At 38.3% G+C, this 24,793-nt stretch carries 20 protein-coding genes and 1 riboswitch; of the genes, 16 read left to right on the top strand and 4 right to left on the bottom strand.

Annotation, left to right across the window (positions count from 1 at the left end; translation table 11 throughout):
- Positions 1-214, bottom strand: a 214-nt coding sequence (locus BUB87_RS08990; RefSeq protein WP_073342111.1) for a transposase, incomplete at its 3' end; no start/stop codon positions are given.
- 283 nt (positions 215-497) lie between these two features.
- On the opposite strand from BUB87_RS08990, the gene BUB87_RS08995 reads away from it, so the two are divergent.
- From BUB87_RS08995 to BUB87_RS09050, 12 genes are all read left to right on the top strand, one after another.
- Complete coding sequence (locus tag BUB87_RS08995; RefSeq protein WP_268761631.1) at positions 498-1,163, top strand: carbohydrate ABC transporter permease; 666 nt, start codon at positions 498-500, stop codon at positions 1,161-1,163.
- 12 nt (positions 1,164-1,175) lie between these two features.
- A complete protein-coding gene (locus tag BUB87_RS09000; protein WP_073344402.1) occupies positions 1,176-2,045 on the top strand; it encodes a carbohydrate ABC transporter permease in 870 nt (289 codons plus the stop codon).
- A gap of 46 nt (positions 2,046-2,091) precedes the next feature.
- Positions 2,092-4,101: a beta-galactosidase gene (locus BUB87_RS09005; protein ID WP_073344405.1), complete on the top strand. Its 2,010-nt coding sequence runs from the start codon at positions 2,092-2,094 to the stop codon at positions 4,099-4,101.
- Positions 4,098-4,781, top strand: coding sequence for a hypothetical protein (locus tag BUB87_RS09010; RefSeq protein WP_073344406.1), 684 nt, complete (start codon positions 4,098-4,100; stop codon positions 4,779-4,781). Before BUB87_RS09005 ends, BUB87_RS09010 begins: the two co-directional genes overlap by 4 nt.
- Positions 4,782-4,861: 80 nt before the next feature.
- The gene (locus BUB87_RS09015) at positions 4,862-7,234 is read left to right on the top strand and encodes a glycoside hydrolase family 3 N-terminal domain-containing protein (RefSeq protein WP_084111110.1); all 2,373 of its coding nucleotides are present in this window, start codon (positions 4,862-4,864) and stop codon (positions 7,232-7,234) included.
- 33 nt (positions 7,235-7,267) lie between these two features.
- The gene (locus BUB87_RS09020; protein WP_073344408.1) at positions 7,268-8,410 is read left to right on the top strand and encodes a TIM barrel protein; all 1,143 of its coding nucleotides are present in this window, start codon (positions 7,268-7,270) and stop codon (positions 8,408-8,410) included.
- Positions 8,411-8,422: 12 nt separating this feature from the next.
- The gene (xylB, locus tag BUB87_RS09025; RefSeq protein WP_073344411.1) at positions 8,423-9,937 is read left to right on the top strand and encodes a xylulokinase; all 1,515 of its coding nucleotides are present in this window, start codon (positions 8,423-8,425) and stop codon (positions 9,935-9,937) included.
- 2 nt (positions 9,938-9,939) lie between these two features.
- A complete protein-coding gene (gene fsa, locus BUB87_RS09030) occupies positions 9,940-10,590 on the top strand; it encodes a fructose-6-phosphate aldolase (protein ID WP_073344413.1) in 651 nt (216 codons plus the stop codon).
- 77 nt (positions 10,591-10,667) lie between these two features.
- Complete coding sequence (locus tag BUB87_RS09035) at positions 10,668-11,489, top strand: transketolase (RefSeq protein WP_073344415.1); 822 nt, start codon at positions 10,668-10,670, stop codon at positions 11,487-11,489.
- Positions 11,482-12,429 carry a transketolase family protein gene (locus BUB87_RS09040; RefSeq protein WP_200792790.1) on the top strand — a complete coding sequence of 316 codons (948 nt, stop codon included), beginning with the start codon at positions 11,482-11,484 and terminating at the stop codon, positions 12,427-12,429. Before BUB87_RS09035 ends, BUB87_RS09040 begins: the two co-directional genes overlap by 8 nt.
- Positions 12,430-12,941: 512 nt before the next feature.
- Entirely contained in the window at positions 12,942-14,870 is a 1,929-nt protein-coding gene (locus BUB87_RS09045) for an ABC transporter substrate-binding protein (RefSeq protein ID WP_073344419.1), read from the top strand.
- A 773-nt stretch (positions 14,871-15,643) separates the two neighbouring features.
- A riboswitch (cyclic di-AMP (ydaO/yuaA leader) is annotated at positions 15,644-15,773 on the top strand.
- A 3-nt stretch (positions 15,774-15,776) separates the two neighbouring features.
- Complete coding sequence (locus tag BUB87_RS09050) at positions 15,777-16,598, top strand: LysM peptidoglycan-binding domain-containing protein (RefSeq protein ID WP_073344422.1); 822 nt, start codon at positions 15,777-15,779, stop codon at positions 16,596-16,598.
- Between the two features lie 49 nt (positions 16,599-16,647).
- Here BUB87_RS09050 and BUB87_RS09055 read toward each other — a convergent pair whose 3' ends face one another.
- The gene (locus BUB87_RS09055; protein ID WP_073344426.1) at positions 16,648-19,245 is read right to left on the bottom strand and encodes a PBP1A family penicillin-binding protein; all 2,598 of its coding nucleotides are present in this window, start codon (positions 19,243-19,245) and stop codon (positions 16,648-16,650) included.
- Positions 19,246-19,352: 107 nt separating this feature from the next.
- Between BUB87_RS09055 and yunB the strand changes: the two genes are divergently transcribed.
- Positions 19,353-20,036, top strand: a complete 684-nt coding sequence (gene yunB / locus BUB87_RS09060; RefSeq protein ID WP_200792791.1) for a sporulation protein YunB — start codon at positions 19,353-19,355, stop codon at positions 20,034-20,036.
- A 69-nt stretch (positions 20,037-20,105) separates the two neighbouring features.
- A complete protein-coding gene (locus tag BUB87_RS09065; protein ID WP_073344431.1) occupies positions 20,106-21,542 on the top strand; it encodes an aminopeptidase in 1,437 nt (478 codons plus the stop codon).
- A 2-nt stretch (positions 21,543-21,544) separates the two neighbouring features.
- On the opposite strand, the gene BUB87_RS09070 is transcribed toward BUB87_RS09065, so the two are convergent.
- Positions 21,545-22,195, bottom strand: a complete 651-nt coding sequence (locus BUB87_RS09070; RefSeq protein ID WP_073344434.1) for a CAP domain-containing protein — start codon at positions 22,193-22,195, stop codon at positions 21,545-21,547.
- Positions 22,196-22,332: 137 nt separating this feature from the next.
- Between BUB87_RS09070 and BUB87_RS09075 the strand changes: the two genes are divergently transcribed.
- Entirely contained in the window at positions 22,333-22,596 is a 264-nt protein-coding gene (locus BUB87_RS09075) for a putative Se/S carrier protein (protein WP_073344436.1), read from the top strand.
- 5 nt (positions 22,597-22,601) lie between these two features.
- Here BUB87_RS09075 and BUB87_RS09080 read toward each other — a convergent pair whose 3' ends face one another.
- On the bottom strand, positions 22,602-23,936 hold the full coding sequence (locus BUB87_RS09080; protein ID WP_073344438.1) for a hypothetical protein: 1,335 nt from the start codon (positions 23,934-23,936) through the stop codon (positions 22,602-22,604).
- 122 nt (positions 23,937-24,058) lie between these two features.
- On the opposite strand from BUB87_RS09080, the gene BUB87_RS09085 reads away from it, so the two are divergent.
- On the top strand, positions 24,059-24,736 hold the full coding sequence (locus BUB87_RS09085) for a hypothetical protein (RefSeq protein WP_073344440.1): 678 nt from the start codon (positions 24,059-24,061) through the stop codon (positions 24,734-24,736).
- The last annotated feature ends 57 nt before the right edge of the window (positions 24,737-24,793 follow it).

The raw sequence follows: 24,793 nt of genomic DNA on the forward strand, positions 1-24,793 counted from the left end.
CAGTCTTTTGAGTATATCCATTTCTTGAGTTTGGAGTATCTTTATCTTTCTTCTCATACTTTTCATATCCAAGCTCTGTAGAAAGCTCTGCTTCAAGCATTTCTTGGATAGTATCTTTAAAAAGGTTTTTTAATGACGCATAAAGGTCTGGAATAGATTGAATATTGTTTTCACTGATGAAATTTTTTAATTGTTCCTTTGTCAAAATTGACATTTTTAAAAACCTCCTTCTCGGTTTGTTTTATTTTTGAATTCTTACCAAGAAAGAGGTTTTTAATCATTTTACACAAAATTTTTTACAGTCTCATTTATTTATTACTCCTTATTTTATTATATATTTTGTATTTGGACTATATCCAGTTTTATATTCATTATATTTAAGTTTTACCAAATGGGATGGAATAAACCAAATTAAATTTATAGGTTTTAGTAATTACCTAAATCTTTTACACGATGATGTATTTTTAAAATCTTTTAGTAATACATGGATTATATGGATATTCAATGTTATACCACAAATGGTATTAGCTGTTTTCTTAGCAGTGTTGCTTACTGAAAAAACGATTAGAGGTATAAGTTTTTTTAGAGCGATTTTTTATGTTCCTAACTTAGTTACAGCAGCTTCTATAGGTGTTTTATTTAGCATTTTGTTGGATTGGCAAACTGGTACAGTTAATAAGTTGTTATTATCAATGGGATTTATTAAAGCACCTATAAATTGGTTAAACGAACCAGTTTATGCTCGTGCTACTGTTTCTCTTATTCAATTTTGGCAATGGTTTGGTCCGAGTATGATATTTTTTATAGCAGGTATAAAAGCAATTCCTATAGAGTTGTATGAAGCTGCCTATGTAGATGGAGCAACTAAATGGAAAGTTTTTTGGACAATAACATTACCACTATTGCGCCCAGTAGTATTATATCAAGCTATTACATCATTAATTGGCGGAATGCAAATATTTGATGTTCCTATGACTTTAACAGATGGATTAGGATCTCCTGAAAAGTCTATATTAACGATGGTAATGTATTTGTATAACACAGCGTTTAAAAATAATAATTATGGTTATGCAGCTGCATTGGGTTATGCGTTGTTTTTAATAATATTAGTTTTTTCAATAATATCATTTAAGATAATAAATAGAAAATCTATATATGAATAAGAGGTGATGGTTATGGAGAATATTATTTTAGAAAAACCAAATAATATCCAGTCAAGAGAAAGCAAGGTTAATATTTCTACAGGTATAATATATGTATTTTTAATTATAATGTCCATTATATCATTTCTACCATTTTATATAATGATAATAAACTCTACTCATAGCAATGACGAGTTAGCAACCAAATTGTTGCTATTACCGGGCAATTCTTTAATAGCTAATTATACTCGTATGGTTCAAAATATTAATATTTGGAGAGGATTTTTAAATAGTGTGATTATAGCAGTATCTTGTACAGTTTTGAGCGGTTATTTTAGTGCATTAACTGCATACGGCTTTTCAAAATATAAATTTAAAGGTAATAGTATCTTATTTTGGTTTATACTTGCTACCATGATGATACCAGGGCAACTTGGCTTGGTAGGTTATTTCCAACTAGTAAAATCTTTGGGTTTATTGGATACTTATTGGCCTTTAATTCTTCCATCCATCGCGAGTGCAAGTTCTGTATTCTGGATTAGACAATATATAGATTCATCTGTTCAAGATTCATTAATAGAATCTGCAAGAATTGATGGTTGTGGAGAATTCATGATTTTTAATAAAATTATCTTGCCGCTTATAGTACCTGCTATAGCTACGATATCAATATTTACTTTTGTAGGTTCATGGAATAATTATCTTGCGCCATTAGTTTTGATATTTTCACAGGATAAATTTCCATTGCCTGTGTTAGTTGCAATGATGAAAGGTTATTATAGCAATGATTATGGTGCTATGTATTTAGGTGTTGCTATTTCGGTGGTGCCTATCATGATTGCGTTTTTCTTCTTTTCAAAACATATTGTTGGAGGATTGACAGTTGGATCGATAAAAGGATAAAGAAGGTACAATTAATATTGGAAATTAAATTGAAAGGTGGGTAAATATGTCTATTGAAGTTACAAAAAATGGTTTTATATTAAATGGGGAACTTTTGCCGATATATAGTGGTACGATGCATTATTGGCGTTTGGAGAGAGGTTTGTGGAAAGATATATTAAATAATGTAAAAAGCATGGGGTTTAAAATTGTAGAGACATATATACCATGGGGAATTCATGAGGTGGCTAGAGGGAGTTTTGATTTTGGCACTATAGAAAAAAATAAAGATATCGATACATTTTTAAAGATTTGTGAAGAACTTGGTTTGAAAGTATTGGTGAGGCCTGGCCCTCATATCAACGCAGAATTAACATATTTCGGTTATCCTAAAAGGGTTTTAATGGATCCTGAAATACAGGCAAAAACACCTCATGGTACATTATGTATGCTGACCACAGCTTCAAAACAATTTCCAGTGCCTAGTTATGCCAGTGAAAAATTTTATAAAGAAGTGGCATTATATTTTGATAGCTTAGCGCCCATATTAAAAGAGCATCTTTACCCCAAAGGCTGTATAATAGGGTTACAGGCAGACAATGAGACGTGTTACTTTTTTAAAGATAATGCCTATACAATGGACTACAGTCAAGACTCTATAAAGCTTTATCAAAATTTTCTCAAACAAAGGTATGGTAATATATCGACTTTAAATGAGAAATATGGTACTAACTATAAAGATTTTATGCAAGTATATCCTCCTATAGAGTTTAATGCTCAACACAAAAGAGAATTACCTTATTATTTCGACTGGATAAGGTACAAGGAATACCAGATTATATATTCTCTGAGGCGTATAGCCAGGATGTGGAAGGATAGAGGCATAGATGTTCCAGTTTACCACAATGCTGCTTACCAGTACTGGACTCCTATGGATGTTGTCTCAGCAGAAGATACTGAAGAGATAGATGTATATGGTATAGATAGGTATCCTAATAGAGAAGATTATCATGACTATAAAAAGATGGTCAAATATTTAGCTGGCACCAGTAAAATGCCTTTTATACCTGAGTTTGGTTCAGGAGTATGGTATTCGTTTCCCAAGACGTTTTTGCCCGATGAAGAGGAATTTACAACTATGTCAGTGTTTATGCATGGTATAAAAGCTATAAACTTCTATATGATTGTGGAAAGAGATAGATGGCAGGGTTCACCAGTAACTAGAGATAATCGCATAAGAAAAAAATACTATAGTTTCTATAAAGACTTCTGTACTTTTATGTCAAAATATGAATTTTATAAATATGAAAAAGTGAGAAGTATAGTGCTTATGAGAGATTACGATTATGGAAGATTTTTAGCTATGCATAATAGCTATAATCTTAATGATTTTGTTGATATATATGGTGGTATAAGTATACCTAAAGAGTTGTTTAAAAGTAGCAATTATTTTGACTTTAAGTACATTGATACAAAGGACAAACATCCTGCACACAACGCATGGCTTGAGAACATAGGAATATTATTAGATAAAAACAATTATGACTACGATATAACAGACACCCATCTACATATTGAAAATATGGAACGTTACACTTTGATAATTTTAAGCTCTTACGATTTTATGGATGAAAGTGTACAGCAAAAAATTATTCAATATGCAGAAAAGGGCGGAGTAGTCGTAATGGGTCCTGGGTTGCCGTATTTAAATACAGATATGGAATGTACAAGCTATTTTAGAGGTATTACGAAAGGTGAGAATGTAGTTGGTACGGGTAAAATTTACTATATAAACAATTACGAAGATATCATAGAAATAATAGAGAAATTAGATATAAAGAGAGAATATATATTATCAAATTCAAAATTAGAATTGAGTTTATTTAGGTCTCCGGATAAAACAAATGAATTGTTGTTTATAGCAAATCCTACTGAAAAAGAAGTTACGTCAAAACTTTATTTTAATGGATTTAGGAAATTTAAGAATGCATGGAAAGCTGAAGATGTAAAAGGAAATAGACAAATTGAGATACGACTTAAACCGTATTCTATCAAAGTATGGGAGGTGGAAAAATGATAGATAAAGATGTTTGCATAATGGATTTGGATCCATATACCTGGCGCAACTTAGGAGAAGTTCTTAAATTAGGCAATGACATGAGGCGAAATTTTTATATTCTGTGCGATGATGATGGAACAATAATAAGTACTTATGATACTGAAGGAGAAGTAATAGTAATTGATGAAAAAGTGCAAGATCCTAAAAGTTATGCTGAAATTTTTATAAAAGAAAATCCAGGAATTCAAAGAATATTTATATTAAGAAAAAGTGCACTAATAGAATTTAATAGACATATGCAAGAACATTCTTATGAAGATATGGATGTGGATGAATATGTGGAATATGCAGTGCAGCAATTTAACAACACAGCAGGGATATATGTTTATCCCAAAATAGATGTGCCACCTGTGATAAAACTGTTAAAAAAATATATTCAAAATTTAACAGATGATGCATATGTTGCTATATGCATATTTAATGGTGAAAATTTGTATTTTAGCATAATAATCGGCAAAAAAAATGGTAAAATCAAATTTGTATCTACCTTAGATTATTTAGAAAACAAAGGCATAAAAGATGTCAAGCAGAAAGACCAAGAAAAAGTGTTAAATGCTATGAAAGATGTTTTTGGAACAAATATATCGTTAAAGTTCATGACTGTTGATGAGCTGGAAACAAAAGTTTTTAATGCATAGTTTTTAATCTCGAAAAAAAATTAATTCTTAACATATAACAGTTTATATTTTTATATATGGAATGGGAGGTTGTTTTTATAATGAGTAACAATAATGAAAAGAAAAATATGCTATATCTTGATGCCACTCAACCAGTAGAAAAAAGGGTGCAGGATCTCTTATCGAGGATGACTCTAGATGAAAAGATTGCTCAATTGAGCAGCGTGTGGGTTTATGAATTATTGGATAATATGAGTTTTTCTCCTGACAAAGCAAAAGTTCTTATGAAAGATGGGATAGGACAAATAACTCGAATAGGAGGAGCGAGTAATTTAGACCCTGTAGAATCGGCGAAACTGGCAAATGAAATACAGAAATACTTATTAGAGAATACGAGACTAGGAATACCTGCTATTGTTCACGAAGAGTCTTGCAGCGGGTACATGGCAAAGGGAGCTACCTGTTTCCCTCAAACTATTGGTGTTGCCAGCACATGGGATCCTGAAATAGTAGAAGAAATGGGTGCTGTCATAAGGACTCAAATGAAAGCAGTTGGCGCCCATCAAGCCCTTGCACCTTTAATGGATGTAACGAGAGATGCCAGATGGGGAAGGGTAGAAGAGACATTCGGAGAAGATCCATATTTGGTTTCAAGAATGGGCGTTTCCTATATTAAAGGACTCCAGGGGAAAAACTTGCAAGAAGGTATCATGGCTACGGCCAAACATTTTGTAGGATATGGAAACTCAGAAGGTGGTATGAACTGGGCACCAGCACATATACCCGAAAGGGAATTACGTGAAGTATTTCTATCCCCTTTTGAAGCAGCGGTAAAAGAAGCAAAAGTAGCCTCGATTATGGCTGCATATCATGAATTAGATGGTATTCCCTGCCACGGATCTAATAAACTGCTTACCGAAATCCTCAGAAATGAATGGGGTTTTGATGGCCTCGTGGTATCCGACTATTTTGCTATAAATATGCTATATGAGTATCATCATGTAGCAAAAAATAAAGGTAAAGCGGCTCAAATAGCTTTGGAAGCAGGTGTCGATATCGAATTACCGAGCAAAGACTGTTACGGACAACCTTTGAAAGAGGCAGTAGAAAAAGGATTAATAAAGGAATCATTGATAGATATCGTAGTAGGCAGAATATTGAAAGTAAAATTCTTGTTAGGGTTATTTGAAAATCCCTATGTAGATACAGAAAAGATTGCTAAGGTATTTGATAATCCAGAGCAAAGGAAACTGGCCTACAAAATAGCCCAGGAATCCATAGTATTACTTAAAAATGAGAACAATTTACTACCACTGAAAAAAGATATTAAATCCATCGCTGTAATCGGACCCAATGCCGATAGCGTCAGAAATATAATTGGCGATTACGCTTATCCGTGTCACATAGAATCGCTACTGGAGATGAAAGAAAGTTCAAACGTATTTAATACTCCTATACCAGAAAAGGTCGAGTTAGTAGACAACTTTGTGCCTATTAAGAGCATACTTGAAGGCATAAAAGAAAAGATTTCTTCCGAAACCAAAGTGTATTATGCGAAAGGCTGTGACGTAATAGGGGACAAAAAGGATGGCTTTGCAGAAGCTGTTGAAATTGCTAAAAAAGCTGATGTAGCTATAGTAGTTGTTGGAGACAAAGCCGGTTTAACTGACAGCTGTACATCAGGAGAATCCAGGGATCGCGCTGACCTTAACTTGCCTGGGGTACAGGAAGAATTGGTAGAAGCGATCTATGAGACAGGCACGCCGGTAGTCGTAGTATTAGTAAATGGCAGGCCACTTTCTATAAATTGGATATCACAGCATATTCCGGCGATCATAGAAGCGTGGTTACCCGGTGAGGAAGGAGCAGCGGCTGTAGCAGATGTTTTATTTGGCGACTATAACCCTGGAGGAAAACTTCCCATATCATTTCCACGTTCTGTAGGTCAGGTACCAGTGTATTATTACCATAAACCATCGGGTGGGCGTTCACATTGGAAAGGTGACTATGTAGAACTGAGTACAAAGCCTCTGTATCCTTTCGGTTACGGTTTAAGCTACACGGAATTTGAATTCAGCAATTTAGAGGTTAGTCCATATGAAGTTGGTGTGGATGATAAAATAAAAATAAGTGTGGACATTCAAAACATTGGTAACTACAAAGGAGATGAAGTGGTCCAACTTTATATACAGCAGATTGTTTCTAATGTGACAAGGCCTGTTAAAGAATTAAAAGGGTTTAAGAGGGTTACTTTGCAACCGGGAGAGAAGAAAAAGGTGATATTTGAATTAGCTATAACTCAATTGGGATTTTACAATGAGGAAATGAGATATGTAGTAGAACCCGGTATAGTGAAAGTAATGGTAGGAAGCTCTTCGGATGATATAAGAGTTTCCGGCGAGTTTAAGATTACCGGGGAAATATTAGACGTATCTGGTAAAAAGGAATTTTTCACTAATGTTGTGATAGATTAATCAGCAAATTATGATGAAAGGAAGGTAGTAGTGATGTTGGATATAAGGAATCAGATAGTGAGGAGATCTCCAGAAGAGATGTTAAATCAACTAAAAAATTTTCACCTTGACCTTAAATTTTCAGTAGGTATATGGTATTTTTCGCCATCAGGAAGTAGATTTAGAGAGGCGATGTCAGAGCCTAAGTCGATTGAAGAGAGGCTGGATATAATAGCTTCTCTGAAAGATTATGGAGTGAGCGCACTGGAAGCTCATTATCCCAACGAAATAAATGAAGACAATATGGATTTGTACAAAAAATTTTCAAGAGACACGGGGATAAGGATATTGACGGTTATACCAAACCTGTTTTTCCAAAAGCAATGGGAGTTTTCTTCATTGGCTTCACCTATTGAAGAGGTACGTAAGAAGGCTATAGAAAGGCTTAAGATATCTTTGCAGCTCAATAAAGAGCTAAACACAGATTTTGCGATAATATGGCATGGTGGCGACGGTTATGAGAACCCCTTTGGAATCGATTTTATGGCCATGAGAGATAGGTTTGCATATGGAATAGCGGAAGCTATGGATCAGGTACCAGGAGTAAGGGTTGCCATTGAACCCAAGCCTTATGAACCGCGAGGAAGGATAATTTACGGGACAACAGCTGAAGGGATTTTGGTGGCCCAGAAGGTAGAAAGAGCACTTAGAAATGAAGAGAACAGGAGAATTTTAGAAGAAGGCCACTCACTGGTAGGATTAAATCCCGAAGTAGGCCATGTACTGATGGCGTATGAAGATCTGCCTTATGCCTTCAGCCTTGCCATGGAGTACGGCAAGCTAATGCACACCCACTGGAACAGTCAACCATTGGGGAATTATGATCAGGACCTCAATGTAGGAGTGATATCACCTGAACAAGCAGAAGCGGCATTATATGTGCTAAAGATGCATGGTTACAGAGGTTACTTCGGCATAGACATAAATCCGGAGAGGATGCCTGTAGATGTAGCAGTAAAGAACAATATAGATGCGTTAAGGAGCATGAATGCCAGAATAGAAGAGCTGGACCATGAGGCAATACTGGAAGCTGTAAACAAGCCAGATCAGTATCGAGGATTAGTAGAAGCTATTTTAATAAGGGCCAGAGCACCGAAAAGCATAAGTTTGCCACTGATAAGTTTTATAAAGAAATGATGAGGTTTAGCAATGGGTTACTTTATAGGAATTGATATAGGTACATCAGGGACAAAAACGGTTTTGTTTGATACCAAGGGTAATACTATTGCCAGCAATACGGTAGAGTACGATATGTATCAACCAGAGATAGGGTGGGCGGAACAAGAACCTGAGGACTGGTGGAAAGCCACGTGTGAGAGCATCAACAACGTTATAAGGAGAAGCGGGATAAAAGCAGAAGAGATAAAAGGGATAGGCCTTTCAGGGCAGATGCATGGAGCAGTATTGCTGGATAAGGAAGGTAATGTGTTGAGAAGCGCTATCATATGGTGTGATCAGAGAAGCAGTGCTGAATGTGAAGAGATAACAGATATTATCGGGCCAAAGCAGTTGATAGAAATAGCGGCGAATCCGGCTTTAACAGGTTTTACAGCCCCCAAGGTCATGTGGGTAAAAAAGCATCAACCAGAGATTTTTGAAAAGATTGCGCATATATTATTGCCGAAAGATTACATAAGGTACAAACTCACAGGGGAATTTGCAACAGAGGTATCGGACGCCAGCGGTACACTTTTATTGAATATCAAAGAAAGAAAATGGAGCAAAGAAATTGTAGAAAGATTAGGATTAGACATGGCATGGTTGCCAGAAGTGTATGAATCCCACATAGTAAGCGGTAAAGTAAGTAAGAAAGCTGCGGAACTAACGGGATTAAAAGAAGGGACGCCTGTAGTCGGTGGAGGTGGCGACCAGGCAGCAGGAGCGGTAGGCAATGGCATTGTGAAGAAAGGCATAGTATCATCCACTATAGGTACGTCAGGGGTAGTATTTGCTTATACGGATAAGGTTACAATTGACCCGAAGGGACGCGTACACACCTTTTGCCATGCCATACCGAATACGTGGCATGTTATGGGGGTAACCCAGGGTGCCGGTCTTTCATTAAAATGGTTCAGAGATAATTTTGGATTTGAAGAAAAGACATTAGGTATGTTGACTGATACCGATCCCTATGTGTACATGGATAAAGAAGCAGAGCAAGCAGAACCTGGGTGTGGAGGATTAGTCTATTTGCCATATCTCATGGGTGAACGTACTCCACATTTAGATCCATATGCCAAAGGTGTTTTCTTTGGGCTTACAGCAAAACATCGCAGGCACGAGGTGATAAGGTCTATACTGGAGGGTGTTGTGTTTAGTCTAAGAGATTGTCTTGAAATAATAGAAGATATGGGTATACCGGTGGAAGAAGTCAGGGCATCAGGTGGAGGCGGCAGGAGCAGACTGTGGAGGCAAATACAGGCGGATGTTTTCAAAAAGGATATAGTGACTATAAATTCGGCAGAAGGACCTGCGCTTGGTGTTGCTATTCTGGCAGGAGTAGGTACAGGGATATATAATAGTGTACCAGAAGCATGTGAGGCTATAATAAAAAGGATAAATGTGCAACATCCCGATGAAAAAGTATCTGGTGTATATGAAAAAAATTATAGGCTGTATACGCAGTTATATCCTGCGCTTAAGGATTTATACGGGAGGGATTAATTGTGAAATTCTTTATTGACACAGCCAACATAGAGGAGATAAAAGAAGCCAACGAGCTGGGCGTCATATCAGGTGTTACCACAAACCCATCGTTGGTAGCAAAAGAAGGCAGAGACTTTATAGAAGTAATAAAGGAAATTGCGGAAATAGTAGATGGGCCCATAAGTGCAGAGGTCATAAGCGAAGATCATGAAGGAATGGTTCAGGAAGCAAGAAAATTAGCCAGTATCCACAAGAACATAGTCATAAAGATACCCATGACAGCAGAAGGGTTAAAAGCAGTAAAAATACTTTCAAAAGAAGGGATAAAGACCAACGTCACGCTAATATTCAGTGCCAACCAGGCCTTGCTGGCAGCCCGGGCAGGTGCCACATATGTAAGCCCATTTATAGGCAGGTTAGACGACATAAGCAGTGACGGCATGAAGCTCATAGAAGATATAGCACAGATATTCAAAACTTACGACATAAAAACGGAGATCATAGCCGCCAGTGTAAGGCATCCCATACACGTGCTCACAGCAGCAAAACTAGGAGCCCACATAGCCACAGTACCCTATAAAGTGATAATGCAGATGATAAAACATCCTCTGACAGACGCGGGAATTGAGCGGTTTAAAGAAGACTGGGCAAAAGCCAACCTGAAGATCTGACTATTCAAAACCAAACATTCAGGAGATAATTTTCCGTTCATTTTTATAAAACACAGATAGACGAAGGAGGTAAAACTATGGACAACGAAAGACTGGCTGACATTGCCACAGAGGTCAGAAGAAACATAATAAAATCCATAACAGCAGCAAAGTCAGGTCATCCAGGAGGCTCACTATCAGCGATAGACATACTGGTTACGCTGTATTTTGACGTTATGAGAATAGACCCCGAAAATCCCAGATGGGAAGACAGGGATAGATTTGTATTGTCCAAAGGCCACGCAGCGCCGGCATTGTACGCCGTACTGGCAGAAAGGGGCTATTTCCCCAAAGAAGAGCTGATAAAGCTCAGGCAGACAGGCTCAATGCTGCAGGGCCATCCCGACATGAAAGGCACCCCTGGAGTAGACATGACCACAGGCTCATTGGGGCAAGGATTATCAGCAGCCAATGGAATGGCACTGGCTGGGAAGCTGGACAAAAAAGACTACAGGGTATACGTGATGTTGGGAGATGGAGAGATACAGGAAGGCATGGTATGGGAAGCAGCCATGACATCAGCCCATTACAAGCTGGACAACCTAACCACCTTTTTAGACTACAACAAGTTACAGATAGACGGAGCCAACGACGAAGTAAAGACCATAGAGCCAGTAGCAGACAAATGGAAAGCCTTCGGATGGAACGTATTAGAGATAGACGGACACGACTACGAAGAGATAAAAAAAGCGGTAGAGAAAGCGAAAGAGACAAAAGGCAAACCCACAATGATAATAGCCCACACCATAAAAGGCAAAGGAGTATCCTTTATGGAAAACCAGGTAGAGTGGCACGGGAATGCGCCCACCGAAGAGCAAAAAGAAAAAGCGCTGAAAGAATTGGGGGATAGGAATGAATAAGATAGCGACGAGAGAATCCTACGGAAAAGCACTAGCAGAGATAGGAGAGCACAACAAAGACATAGTAGTACTTGATGCCGACCTATCAAAATCTACCAAGACAGCAGACTTTGCGAAAAAGTTTCCCGAGAGGTTTTTCAACGTAGGCATATCGGAACAGGACCTCATGGGGACAGCGGCAGGGCTAGCCACATGCGGCAAGATACCCTTTGCTAGTTCCTTTGCCATATTCGCCACAGGAAGGGCGTTTGAGCAGATAAGGAACTCCATAGCCTATCCGAAGTTAAACGTAAAGATAGCAGCAACCCATGCAGGGATAACAGTAGGAGAAGACGGAGCCACTCACCAATCGGTAGAAGACATAGCGATAATGAGAGCAATACCGGGGATGGTAGTGATAAATCCAGCGGATGACGTAGAAGCCAGGGCAGCGGTAAAAGCAGCGGCAGAGTACAAAGGGCCCGTATATATAAGGCTAGGTAGGCTGAGCGTACCCGTAATATATGAAGAAGACAACTACAGATTTGAGATAGGGAAAGGGATAGTGCTAAAAGAAGGGAAAGATGTAACGATAATAGCCACAGGGATAATGGTAGCGGCAGCATTAGAAGCATATGAGATATTAAAAGGCAAAGGGATAGAAGCAAAGGTGATAGACATACACACCATAAAGCCAATAGACGAAGAGCTGATAATCAAGGCGGCACGGGAGACAGGAGCCATAGTGGCAGCAGAAGAGCACAGCGTAATAGGAGGATTAGGGTCAGCGGTATGCGAAATAGTAAGCGAGAGGGTGCCGGTACCCGTAAGGCGCGTAGGTATAAAGGACATGTTTGGGCAATCAGGAAAGCCCGATGAGTTGGTGAAATTGTACCATCTGACGCCGGATAATATTGTAGAAGAAGCCTTAAAGGCCATAGAGCTTAAAAAGCGCAGATAAATGTCCAGCGTAGCAATGAAAAATAAGGAGAAGCTATAAAAGGATTGAAAAATTCTTTTATAGCTTTTTATTTTTGAATCAAAAAAAGACAGAAAAAGATTTAAACCATGATAGCGTTTGATATGGGAACAAAGGCATTTTAAACATATATAGGCGAAAAATGGAGAAAGAGTGAGAAAACGTGAGCAATATTCAAAAAAAAGCAGCGAATATTCGGCGAATTTGGTCAAATTTGAACTTCAAAAATGTTTGTTTTTATGGTAAGTTAGACTAATATTAGTAACTTATTAAAGTTTTTTTAAAAAGGACTTATAAAACAGAATGAAAAGGAGGGAATTATCGATCAATAAAGCAAGTCAATTAAATTAATTAACAAACAATTCTGTAAATCATAAACTGTAAGCAGGGAGGTGATTATCAAAACTTATTGCAAAGTAATTATACCTAATATATGTTTGGTAGAATAAGGCAAAGTAAAATTAAAAATGTTGTATAAGAGGGGAGGAGTCAAGTTGGATCAAAGAAAATTATCAGCTTTTTTGTTGACTGTACTATTTTTAATAGGAATATTAATTGCGGGCTGTAATAATAGAATGACAAAGGTAACTCAAATAACTGCAAACACTAGTGATGTTAAATATAACAAAGGGAAAATATGGAGAGAACAGCAAGCTGGTTGGCCAAAACCACCTTTATTTCAAGGAAATCCATACGGTGCTGGTGGAATAGGTACAGCATGGACGTTTACTATGGAAGGATTATACCAATGGGTAAGATCTACCGATAAGATTTATCCAAGGTTGGCAATAGATATGCCCAAGGATGAGGGAAATAAAACTATCATAAAATTGAGAAAAGGAGTAACGTGGAACGATGGAAAACCGTTTACCAGCAAAGATGTTTGGGCTTATTACATTTTAAATAACGGTGCTTTTATATGTAAATTTTTGAAAAGTGTAGAGATTCCCGATGACTATACAGTGATTTTTACCTGGAACGACCCTCAGCCCAATCCAAGGGTAAAACAATTACTAATAGCAATGGATTGGCAAGCCACAATACCATATCACATATATGGTAAATATGTAGATAAAGCTGCTGAACTCTTAAAGAGCGCAAAACCTGCTCAGGATATTGATAAGAGAGGAGCTTTTGGTCTTTATATTGATCAACACTTGAGTGATGAATTGTCAAAGAACTGGCAGGAATTTACCAAATGTAGTCCCAAATATCCTATTGGTACGGGCGCATTTAAAGTAGTTAATGTAACGCCATCTCATATGATACTCAAGAAGAGACCAGATTATTGGAATGCAAAAAATGTAAAGTTCGAAGAGGTAGATTTAGTTCAGATGCCGGATCAAGCGCAGCAATATGCAATGTATAAGACAGGAAAATACGATAGAGGCGATGGAACGCCACCAAAAGATATAATAGAAAATTTATTATCGTCAAATAAGGATTTAATACACTATCAAATGTTTGATTCGAGTGGTGATTTTGGATTTGTATTTAATATCAAAAAGCCTCCTTTTGATGATGTGAGATTTAGGCGAGCCCTAATTTATGCTTTCGATAAGACTAAGATTCGTGAAGTAGGAAACTATTACGGTAAAGAAACAATAGGATATTCAATAATGGCCATGCCTTTGAGCATGATTAAAGACTGGGTACTACCTGAAGTCCAAGAAAAAATGACAAAATATAAATATGATCCCGAAAAAGCAGCACAACTTTTGAAAGAAATTGGATGGACAAAAGGCAGTGATGGTATTTGGAGAGATAAAAACGGTAAAGTTTATAATTTCATAATAGGTACCGCGGGTTATTATGCATTAGGACCAGCAGCTGAAATATGTGCGGAGCAGCTTACTAAATTCGGTATGCCGACCAAAGCACTATATGTAGATGGGACGGTCTATTGGGACAATGCACAAAGTAAACACTTGTACGATATGTCGACAGACTGGATTGATGCCAACTGGGGACCTATAACAGTACCATATTGGGCCTTATCTAACTTTTACTGGGGTTTTGCAAAAAATGCAGGTAATTTTCCAGTTGTGGAAAAAGGGCCTAATAAAGGACAGCTCAATATGATACTTCCTGGCTCTGATGGAAAACTTGTTGATATAGATAAAGTCCTAAAGAAGATGTTATATATGAATGATGAAGAAATGAAAAAAGCCGCCAGCGACCTAGTATGGATTGCCAATGAAAATGCTTTTGGATTAGATTGGTTCCAAAATGTTACAGGCACGTGGTTTAATATGAAGACTACAAAAATGAGGGGTGGTTGGCCAATGCAAGATTTAATTAAAAAATATAATAGAAATATGCCTTTGCCGACAGATCCAGAAGATGCAGAGAGAATAGCTGAAACTAATTTGGGATTTGCGGGTATTCAAATGGTTGTAGATGGTGATTTTATGCCTAACTGATTTGCAGTCTCAAAATAAAAGGTGAAGATATATTCTGACAGCTGCAAAAAAAGAGGATATGAATTAGCAATGACAGATCTGGATAGGCTTATTATAAGAAAATGGCTTTTCTGAGGTAGATGGCTTTACGGTTAACATAGGGAGTATAGCTCAGCCAATCGTAAATAGTCCTCTTACTGATTATGCCAATGTGTTGCTATATGCTGAGAACAACTACGTGTCAATATACAATAATCTGGGCATGCTCAACACAGCTTCGATGATCTCCATGCTTTTGTCGCCGGGTCAATTGTTTAATGCTTGGGTAAATGTCACAACTAGGCATAAAGTTTACTATAATAAAACCATTTGATATAAGTACGCCATGAAATTTGGCTAAAGGCCTATACAGTTTCGGTAACGATACTATCTATAAGGCTTATAGCTTAATAAATTATAGTTGCTTTATTTGGTGCGTCAAGGATAAAGTAAACGAGCTTCGCTTGCCCTTAACGCACCTTTATCTTTATTAATATAATCTAACCAGCCTTGCAGTAGGGCTAAGTTTTCTATATCTGGCAGGTGTGATAATCAGGAGCAGGAGAGCTTGCTAGCAGGAAATCCAATGTTCCTGAAGAGCCAGGCTGGGAAGAAGCCTATTCCCTTCAGGGGGATGAAGAAGTTACATAATAAAGCTAACATAGGTTCAATATACCTGTATTGCCATCAAATTAATATAGATTTATTTGCGAGTATTTGTTAATATAATATTAAACATGTTACAAAATTATTAACAAATCATAAAGCCGAATCTCCGAAAGGAGTACGGGGGATTTTTTTCAGGGGTGAATCTCGTGTGACGAGTAGGGTGTGTCCTCGACCCGAACCCGGCAACTAACCTCGGAGGCGAAGGAGGAGGAAGAATTTATGTTAAAATCAAAAAAAGCCAGGGTTTTCTTGGCGACAGTTTCTTTATCTCTTACTTTAGTGCAAACCGCATATGCCGGCACTTATAAAGTAGTAGCAGGTGATTCTCTTTACAAGATAGGAAATCTTTTTAACACCACAGCCAGCACTATTATGAAATATAATAATCTTAAAGATACGTATATTTACCCTGGACAGGTTTTATATGTACCATCGGACACATATACGGTAAAAGCCGGCGATAGCTTATACCTTATAGCTAAAAAGTACGGCATATCACTTTATTCCTTGCGAAAAGCCAATAACAAATGGGATGACTACATATATCCCGGACAGGTGCTTAATATACCGGGCTCTACACCAACGACAGGATCAAGTTATGTTTCCGACAATGGGAATAGTGTTTATCAGGAACCATCCAGGGGTTCTGTTTATAGAGGCGTTATTACGTATTCGCTGAGCGATTTGGATCTATTGGCGAGGCTGATAACGGCAGAGGCTGACGGGGAGCCGTATGAAGCCAAAGTTGGCGTAGGAGCTGTGGTAATTAACAGGGTGAAGGATTATCGTTTTCCCAATACTATAAGTGATGTCATTTACGAGAAAACCGATGGATATTATCAATTTACGCCTGTAGAAAATGGCTGGATAAACAAACCTGCATCAGAGGAAGCAAAAAAAGCGGCATATGACGCGTTGCACGGCAGTGATCCAACTCATGGCGCGCTATTCTATTTTGATGATAGCGCAACGAACAGCTGGCTGTGGTCACAACCCATAGCTGCGAGGATTGGCAGGATGGTGTTTACGTATCTTAAGTAATAGAAAAAATAAATATATAAAGCAGTAAAAGAGCATGTTACATGCTCTTTTACTGCTTTTTGGTGCCATTTATTATGTTATTGATTGTATCTTTAATCTTATCAGTTATTTTTTGATTTGTTGTATTATTGCTGTTTTGGGGAGTCTGATTGCTGCTATTTGTGCTCTGGTCGGGAGCTGTGTTGCCATTTTGATTGCTCGGGGTATTTGGCGTAGTGTTGTTTTGGCTCTGATCAGGATTGCTGTTGCTGTTTTGGTCGCTGGACGTATTTTGGTTTGGGGTATTTTGCGAACCAGAGTTTGGTGGCGAATTAGTTTTGCCGTTATTGCCTCCGCCAGGAGTTAACTCTGGCTTGGTGGTGTGTACATCGCAGACTTGTGTGGGCAGTACGTATTTGCCATCCTGCGTGTATTTGTTTAGTTCAGGCGGTCTGTCAGGTGGGTTTATAAATACGCGGGTTTGTACAAACTCAGGTGGACAGTTATTTGTTGCCAATTTGCCCGTGGATATATCTATCTTTGCAGATACGTGTACTTTACAGTAAGTAGTAGGTACCGTGCCTTGTATAAATATTTCCTTGTATACCCTATCTCCTCGAGGATCCTGCCGGCAAAGGTCTGTTGGCAAATCTCCAGAGTCTTTGCATACATATGCGCTGACAATACCGTCTGGTTTGCTAAAATCGGTGTATTTCATGCCGCTGTGCACCTGCTGCATAACTGCTTTCCACATCATGGCAGGATATGAACCACCTACTACGCGCTTTCCATACCTATCTATCATGGTTTTTGGTTGATCGTACCCCATCCAGACGACACCAACATAGTGTGGGGTAAAACCAGCAAACCATGCGTCGCGGTAATCTTCGGTCGTGCCTGTTTTGCCTGCCACGGGCATATTAGGCAGCAGCGCATTGGTTCCTGTACCTGCTCTTACAGCTGATTGCATCATATTGGTTACAATGTAGGCTACCTGTGGAGTCACTACGACCCTTTTTACAGGCCTGTTGTCTATCACCACGTTATCATTGCGATCCAGTACTTTAGTGAAAGTTATAGGTTTTACGTAGACTCCTCCGTTAGCTAAAGCCCCATATGCCCCAGCCATTTCTAAAGGAGTGACGCCTTGCGTAAGGGCACCCAGTGATAAGGCCGCAGGTGAGAGGCTATCAGCATGGGTTAAAGTGAGCCCAAAACGAATGCCGTATTTATAAGAGGTTTGAACGCCCAGGGCCATTACCAGTTTAGCTGCAGGAACATTAATAGAATTTTGCAATGCTGTCCTTAATGTTACTAGGCCTCTGTAATAACCCGACTCATAATTCTTTGGACTCCATGGACCACTTCCTTTGATCTCAAAGGTTACAGGAGCGTCGTCTATCACCGATGCAGCTGTATAACCATTATCTATTGCAGGGGTATATACTGTTATGGGCTTTATGGATGAACCGGGTTGGCGGCGACTTACAGCTCTGTTCAGCAAGAATTTTCCTTCCTGACTTCCTCTACCCCCTACCATTCCCTTTACTTCTCCGGTTTTTGGATCTAATACTACCATTGCTCCCTGGGGTTCTAATATGTTTTCGCCTTCATGGTTCTTGACGATTTCATCTCTAGGAAATAATTTATTGTTTTTGAAGTTTTGCTCAATGGCATCTTGTATTCTGAGATCCATGGTAGTATATATCTTATATCCGCCTGTGTATATCTTTTTTAAAGCTTCATTGCGGGTGATATTGTCCCTTTTTTCAAGTTCGCTGGCGACATCTTCTATCACCTGGTCTATAAAGTATTGATGCTGATAATCTCTTATTCCTTCAGCACTTTTATAGACGAGTTTTTCAGCCTTTGCTTTCTCATATTCCTCTTTGGTTATATAACCGTTTTGTAACATCATGTAGAGTACCAATTCCTGTCGCTTCTTTGCCTCTTTGGGATTGGCATACGGTGAATAAAGCGATGGATTATTGGTGATACCGGCTATCAAAGCTGATTCTGCCAGGTCCAGTTTACTTACATCTTTACCAAAGTAAACAAGCGATGCAGCTTCAACGCCGTATGCATTGACGCTGGGGCTACCTAAAAAGATGGTGTTTAAATATGCTTCCAGTATCTGGTCTTTTGAATACATATTTTCAATCTGCCATGCCAGGACAGCTTCCTGAATTTTGCGCCTTAACGACTTTTCGTCTGTTAACATCGTATTTTTAACAAGCTGTTGAGTTATGGTACTGCCGCCTTCTGAAAAACTTCTCGATTTTATGTCGGCGATCAGTGCACCAAAGATACGTTTAAAATCCAGGCCGTGATGCTCTCTGAATCTTTGATCTTCTATCGCTATAACTGCGTTTTGGAGATGTTTGGGTATTTTTGAAATGGGTACCCATAAACGATTATTGACACCATGTAATAAAGCAACTCTTTGCCAATTGCCATTGGAATCTTTTGCATATATGGAAGTGGATAAATTCTGTTCTAACAACGCGTCTGGCGAAAGCTTTGGCGTAGAATTGATAATAGCCAATACTTTTCCACCCGCAGCACCTATGGCGACGGCCAGAGCCAACATTATTACCAGCAATGTTATTCTTAGTATGCTAACTTTTTTTTTGCGTTTAGGTTTAACGGGTGATCTCGGTTCGGCCATCTTACAAGCCTCCTTAATAGTAATGTATTTATATTACAATTATATCATATAAAATCCTTTAACACTATAAATTTTAATATCATATAATGAAAGCAGGAGGTGTTATGTTGAATTTGCGCCGTAAATATCCGTGGGTTCATAATAAGCGCCTTGGGGTTTATAAAGGGAAAGGATATATTTTCATTGTGGTATTATTAATTATATTCGTCTGTTTGTACATAATTGACATAAAAATAGAACCTATAGTTCTCGCTCTTTCAGAGGCACAAGCTCGAGTTCTGGCGATTAAATCCATTGACAGTGCCATATACAAAAACGTTGTACAAAATATCAATTATAATGATCTGGTGTATGTCCGGACAGACAAAAACGGAAAAATCGCCATGGTACAATCCAATATTGTAGAAATGAATAAAATAGCGGCCAAGACATCTCTTGAGGTGCAGAAACAGCTGGACCAGATTAAATCTCAAAGGGTATATGTACCTTTAGGAAGCCTGTTCAGCAGTCAGCTCTTTGCAAATCTAGGGCCTCGGTTGCCTGTAAGCATACTACCAGTAGGAACTGTTGAAGTGGATTTCAGGACACAGTTTGATAAAGCAGGTATAAATCAGACGAGGCACAGGATTTTTTTGATAGTAGATGGGAAAGTGCGGATAGTTGCACCTCTTTCTAGCAAAATACTAAGTGTGGTCACAGAGATTCCCATCGCAGAGAATATAATAATAGGAGATGTTCCTAACAGCTATTATGATACTACTGATGATAAGCTGAAGATTCCTGTAAAGTGACGATTTTGCAAAAGCTTACCTTTATGTTATAATTTTCTTTGTAAATTTATTTTTTGAGGAGGTCTAAAAATGGGAGACGAAAAAACTCTAGGTGAAGAGTTATCAGAAAAACTGGCTTATAAAGTCGATAACGCGTGGAATAAGATTGGTCCTGAGGAAAAAGATAGGGTGTTTCAATACTGTGAAGATTACAAGGCTTTCTTAAATTATGCCAAAACTGAGCGGGAAGCTGCTGAAGAGATTATAAGGCGTGCTAAGGAAAAGGGATTTGTATCACTAAATGAATACATTTCAAAAGGTCAGAAACCTTCGCCAGGAACGCGCCTTTACTTTGAAAACCGCGGGAAATCGGTAATTTTAATCGTAGTAGGAGAGCAACCCCTTGAAAAAGGGATAAACATGATCGCCTCGCATATCGATGCGCCGCGTATCGATTTAAAGCCAAATCCCCTTTATGAGAACAACAACCTGGCATTGCTTAAGACCCATTATTATGGAGGCATAAAGAAATACCAGTGGGTTACAATTCCTTTGGCTTTGCATGGTGTTGTGGTAAGGTCCAATGGAGAAAAAGTAAATATAAAGATAGGGGAAGATATAAACGATCCTGTATTACATATAACAGATATATTGCCCCATCTGGCACAAGAGCAGATGAAAAAGACCTTAGGCGAAGCCATCACTGGTGAGAGTCTGAATCCTTTGCTTGGTAGCATACCTATTGACGACAAAAAAGCTGATGAAAAGGTTAAGCTGAATATTTTGAGATTGTTAAACGAAAAATACGGTATAGTAGAAGAAGATTTTACCAGTGCAGAATTGGAGCTGGTTCCTGCGCTTAAGGCTAGGGACGTAGGCATTGACAGGAGCATGATAGGTGGATATGGGCAGGACGATAGGGTATGTGCCTACACATCCATGACAGCTATACTGGAGCTGGATAAGCCTGAATACACGTGCATGGCTATTTTTGCCGATAAAGAGGAAATAGGGAGCGTTGGCAATACCGGTATGGATTCTATGTTTTTTGAGAATACCATTGCAGAATTGTTGGGACTTTGCTATCCCAATTACAGTGATCTACTTTTGAGGAGAACTATGGACAATTCCAGGATGTTGTCCGCTGATGTAAATGCTGCAGTAGATCCCAACTATGAAGAGGCTTTTGAGAAAAGAAATTGTTCTTATATGGGAAGAGGACTGGTATTGACTAAATATACCGGTGTCCGCGGAAAAGGTGGTTCTAACGATGCCAATGCAGAGTTTGTAGGAAGAATTCGAAAAATATTCAATGATAATAAAGTAGCATGGCAAATAGGTGAATTGGGCAAGGTGGATTTAGGAGGAGGGGGAACTGTAGCCATGTTTGCGGCCAACCACGGTATACAGGTCGTAGATTGTGGTGTGGCACTGTTGAGTATGCATTCCCCCTATGAGGTATCGTCTAAGATAGATGTTTATATGGCCCATAGAGGATATAAAGCCTTTTATCTCAATGGCAAATAAATTTATTTCTTTATAAACATTTCCACAACGATTATTCCGCCCCTGTTATCGTGGACAATCCCTACACCTACATCGGTGTAAGAACTATTTAGTATATTAGCTCGATGACCTTCTGAATTCATCAAAGCTACGTGGGCTTTGTATACATCTGTATTTTTTGCTATGTTTTCGCCGGCCATGGTATAGGATATCCCGAACTTTTTCATCATATCAAAGGGAGAGCCATAGGTCGGCGATGTATGTGAAAAATAGTTGTTGTTCAGCATATCTTCTGCCTTTAAATGAGCAATTTTTGATAGCTGTGGGTTTATATTGAGTTCGCTTAAACCTCTCTTTGTCCTTTCACTGTTTATATAGCTTATCATTTTCTGCTCGTCCTGCGACAAGGCATAATTATCTGCAGATCTTACTGCATTTTCTGTTGCTGGCGTAAGATGTTGCTTAATAGTATTATTTGTGTTTGAAGTGTAAGTGTTCGGGCTATAAGTTTTTTGCGTATACCTATTATAATAATAGCTGTAATACGTATAGTATCGGTATCTGTAGTAAAGGGGAGTATTATAATTGATTGCAGTCGATGCAGCATTAGCCGTGCTTGCTGAAAATAAGGCGGCGGTAGCCAGCGCAATTGCCATGATCTTTAATCTTTTCATGATTTGCTGCACTTCCTTTCTATGTGTATTTACTTTAAATATTCTACTCACAGGCGACAAATCCTTTAAGAAATATGTGGTATGAGAGGTAACACAGTGCACGGCCATTAAATATATTAATATAGAGGTGGCGTGCCATGCATGAGTTTTGTATAATAGTGTTTTACTCCTCCCAACATGCGATGTATTTTGAGAGCAGGTTAAAATATTTAGGACTGAATGTAGCTGTCATGCCTACACCAAGGGGTATTACACAGGGGTGTAGTTATTCTATCAGGTTTAGCATAGAGGATTTCGAGAAGGTGGCACAGGAGTACGACAAAATAAAGTTCCCTATAGCGGGAATTTTTAAGGTTATGATGATGTACGGGAAATACAAAGCGGTAGAGAAATTAAAATGATATAATTAAATAAGGATGTGCGTTTTTAACAATGTTGCCAACCTTTTTAAAATACTTTTGTCATTTTTAGCTTTTGTTTTCTCAAGAGCATCCTTCAATGCCATATTTTCTGACTGCAACTGTTTCATCTCCTTTTGCATTTGATTGTACATTTGCGATATGTGTTCACTTTGCTTTTTTATGGCTGTGAGTTCTATGTTGAGTTTATCTATGGCATCATCAGCATAGGATTTTTCCACTTGAAGCGTGCTTATGGTATTTTTTAAGGTTTGATTTTCTTTTTCAAGTCTTTTTAGTGTTGTAACGAGATTTTCGGTATAGTTCTGTAGCTCCTGGATATAAAAAGTGAAGTAATTGTTGTTATTGCCTTCATGGTTTAAGAAATCTTTTATTACTGCGATATTTAAGTTTGGATTTTCCCACTCGTAGACGTATTGTGCGTCAAAGATGCTTCGAGAATTACTGATGTATTTAGCAATTGAGAAATCCTGATTTATGGTTTGGTATTTAAATGGATTGGTCCATGTCGTTCCCATATCTGATGACATACTGCAGTATAACTGGTTTTCTTGTACCCATAAAATCCACATGGAAAAGTGTAGGGTCATTATAATAGGGTAAGACGGCCTATTATACGGTGTTATCTTTTTTATTTCGCTCCAGGTATTTTTTGGCCATCCGCCCTGGAACTTTTTCCTGTAGTATATGCCGCTGTCGCATTGCCAGACAAAATGAATGGTATTTTCACTGTCGATGAGCATATGCGGTGAGTGGGTGTAAACATCTGATGCAAATTGGACAGGATTTGTCCATTTATTTAGGCTTTTGTGGAGGTTTGAAAAATAGTTGTTAAATATGATGTAGATTTCATCATTGTAGCTATATGCCAAGTCAAAGTAAGGGTCAGCATCCTGAAATGTTGCCAGTGTATTGGCTTTCCACCGGGACCCATCCCACAGGTAATGCATTAAATCCCAGTTGGTGCTGGGAACATTTTTAATGCTGCAGAAGACGTGTAAGTGGTCTTTTGTCTTTTTTATAGCGATGCGGCGGTATTCTTGCTTTGTGGAGTTGTATTTATAAAGCAATGTATTCTTCCAGCCGTTTTTTGTGTATATAAAATATCTTATTTCATTGTCGTTTAGTATAGCTATAAGGTGGATATTGTCGTCCTGGTCTATATCCACATCGTAGTATAGGACAGGTTCTTTTGTGAGCTGTGTTTCTATAGGTTCATTATCTTGAATCCTCTTATAGTACAGGGTGTTTTCTTTAAGATAAAATATCCAATATGTATCATCTCCGCGTTTTATTATTTTAATTTCATGAGGGTTATTCAAAAAAATCACCACCCACTTGTTGTTTCAAATTAAATATATGCTTTTTACGATATTTGTAACACTTAAGATTTATTTACGTATATTATAGTGAGGTTAAAAAAGAAAGTGAAAGGAGGATTAACATGGCTTTTAATGCCAAAACCATAGGAAGTTTGCAGGTTGTACCAGGACCTGTAGAGCCAGGACAATTTCCCGAGCCTACTGAGATCGTATGCATAGTAGCTGATAAGGTCTATGATGCATGTTCCCAGAGGATATGCCTGGATAATATAGCGACATCTGTACTTGTTCCACTGGTAGGAAAAACCAATCCACAATTTGATAGGTGTGAAAACATAACCATTACGCTGTTGCCACCGGGCTTTACAGTGACGCCACTACCTGATAGGCCAGGATTTGTCAGAATTCAGGCAACATTTCAGGTTACTTATGATATCGTGGTAAAATATTCTGATGGAACTGAGCAGATCGTCACAGGCACACCAACGACATTTACAAAGGACATAGTCCTTTATCTGCCAGAGCCAGACCCTAATAACGTCAAATTTGAGGCCAAGGCTGAATGTCTCTTTGGCAGGGTAAACACTGATAACACTATAAATGTTATAATTGGTATTTTCATTATACTAAAAGCGGTTATAACTGTACAATTGTTGATACCGTCCTTTGGATTCTGCCCGACGCCGCCAGAGTGTGAAGAGTTTCCAGCAAACGTATGCGATGAATTTATGCATAGGCCGTTCCCGGATATGTTCCCACCGCAGCTGTGGGACATCATACCACCATACGGAGGAAAATAAGTTAAAATAAAAAAACCAGCAACGCAAGTTGCTGGTTTTTTTTAAAGGCTGTTGATG

Source organism: Caldanaerobius fijiensis DSM 17918 (genome assembly GCF_900129075.1).
Lineage (GTDB): Bacteria > Bacillota > Thermoanaerobacteria > Thermoanaerobacterales > Caldanaerobiaceae > Caldanaerobius > Caldanaerobius fijiensis.

Excerpts from the sequence above, each read along its gene's own strand:
- BUB87_RS09040 (WP_200792790.1), top strand. The coding sequence starts at position 11,482 with ATGAATAAGATAGCGACGAGAGAATCCTACGGAAAAGCACTAGCAGAG.
- BUB87_RS09075 (WP_073344436.1), top strand. The coding sequence starts at position 22,333 with ATGCATGAGTTTTGTATAATAGTGTTTTACTCCTCCCAACATGCGATG.
- BUB87_RS09050 (WP_073344422.1), top strand. The coding sequence starts at position 15,777 with ATGTTAAAATCAAAAAAAGCCAGGGTTTTCTTGGCGACAGTTTCTTTA.
- BUB87_RS09085 (WP_073344440.1), top strand. The coding sequence starts at position 24,059 with ATGGCTTTTAATGCCAAAACCATAGGAAGTTTGCAGGTTGTACCAGGA.
- BUB87_RS09015 (WP_084111110.1), top strand. The coding sequence starts at position 4,862 with ATGAGTAACAATAATGAAAAGAAAAATATGCTATATCTTGATGCCACT.
- xylB (WP_073344411.1), top strand. The coding sequence starts at position 8,423 with ATGGGTTACTTTATAGGAATTGATATAGGTACATCAGGGACAAAAACG.
- BUB87_RS09035 (WP_073344415.1), top strand. The coding sequence starts at position 10,668 with ATGGACAACGAAAGACTGGCTGACATTGCCACAGAGGTCAGAAGAAAC.
- BUB87_RS09010 (WP_073344406.1), top strand. The coding sequence starts at position 4,098 with ATGATAGATAAAGATGTTTGCATAATGGATTTGGATCCATATACCTGG.
- BUB87_RS09055 (WP_073344426.1), bottom strand. The coding sequence starts at position 19,245 with ATGGCCGAACCGAGATCACCCGTTAAACCTAAACGCAAAAAAAAAGTT.
- BUB87_RS09020 (WP_073344408.1), top strand. The coding sequence starts at position 7,268 with ATGTTGGATATAAGGAATCAGATAGTGAGGAGATCTCCAGAAGAGATG.
- BUB87_RS09000 (WP_073344402.1), top strand. The coding sequence starts at position 1,176 with ATGGAGAATATTATTTTAGAAAAACCAAATAATATCCAGTCAAGAGAA.
- BUB87_RS09005 (WP_073344405.1), top strand. The coding sequence starts at position 2,092 with ATGTCTATTGAAGTTACAAAAAATGGTTTTATATTAAATGGGGAACTT.
- BUB87_RS09070 (WP_073344434.1), bottom strand. The coding sequence starts at position 22,195 with ATGAAAAGATTAAAGATCATGGCAATTGCGCTGGCTACCGCCGCCTTA.
- BUB87_RS09065 (WP_073344431.1), top strand. The coding sequence starts at position 20,106 with ATGGGAGACGAAAAAACTCTAGGTGAAGAGTTATCAGAAAAACTGGCT.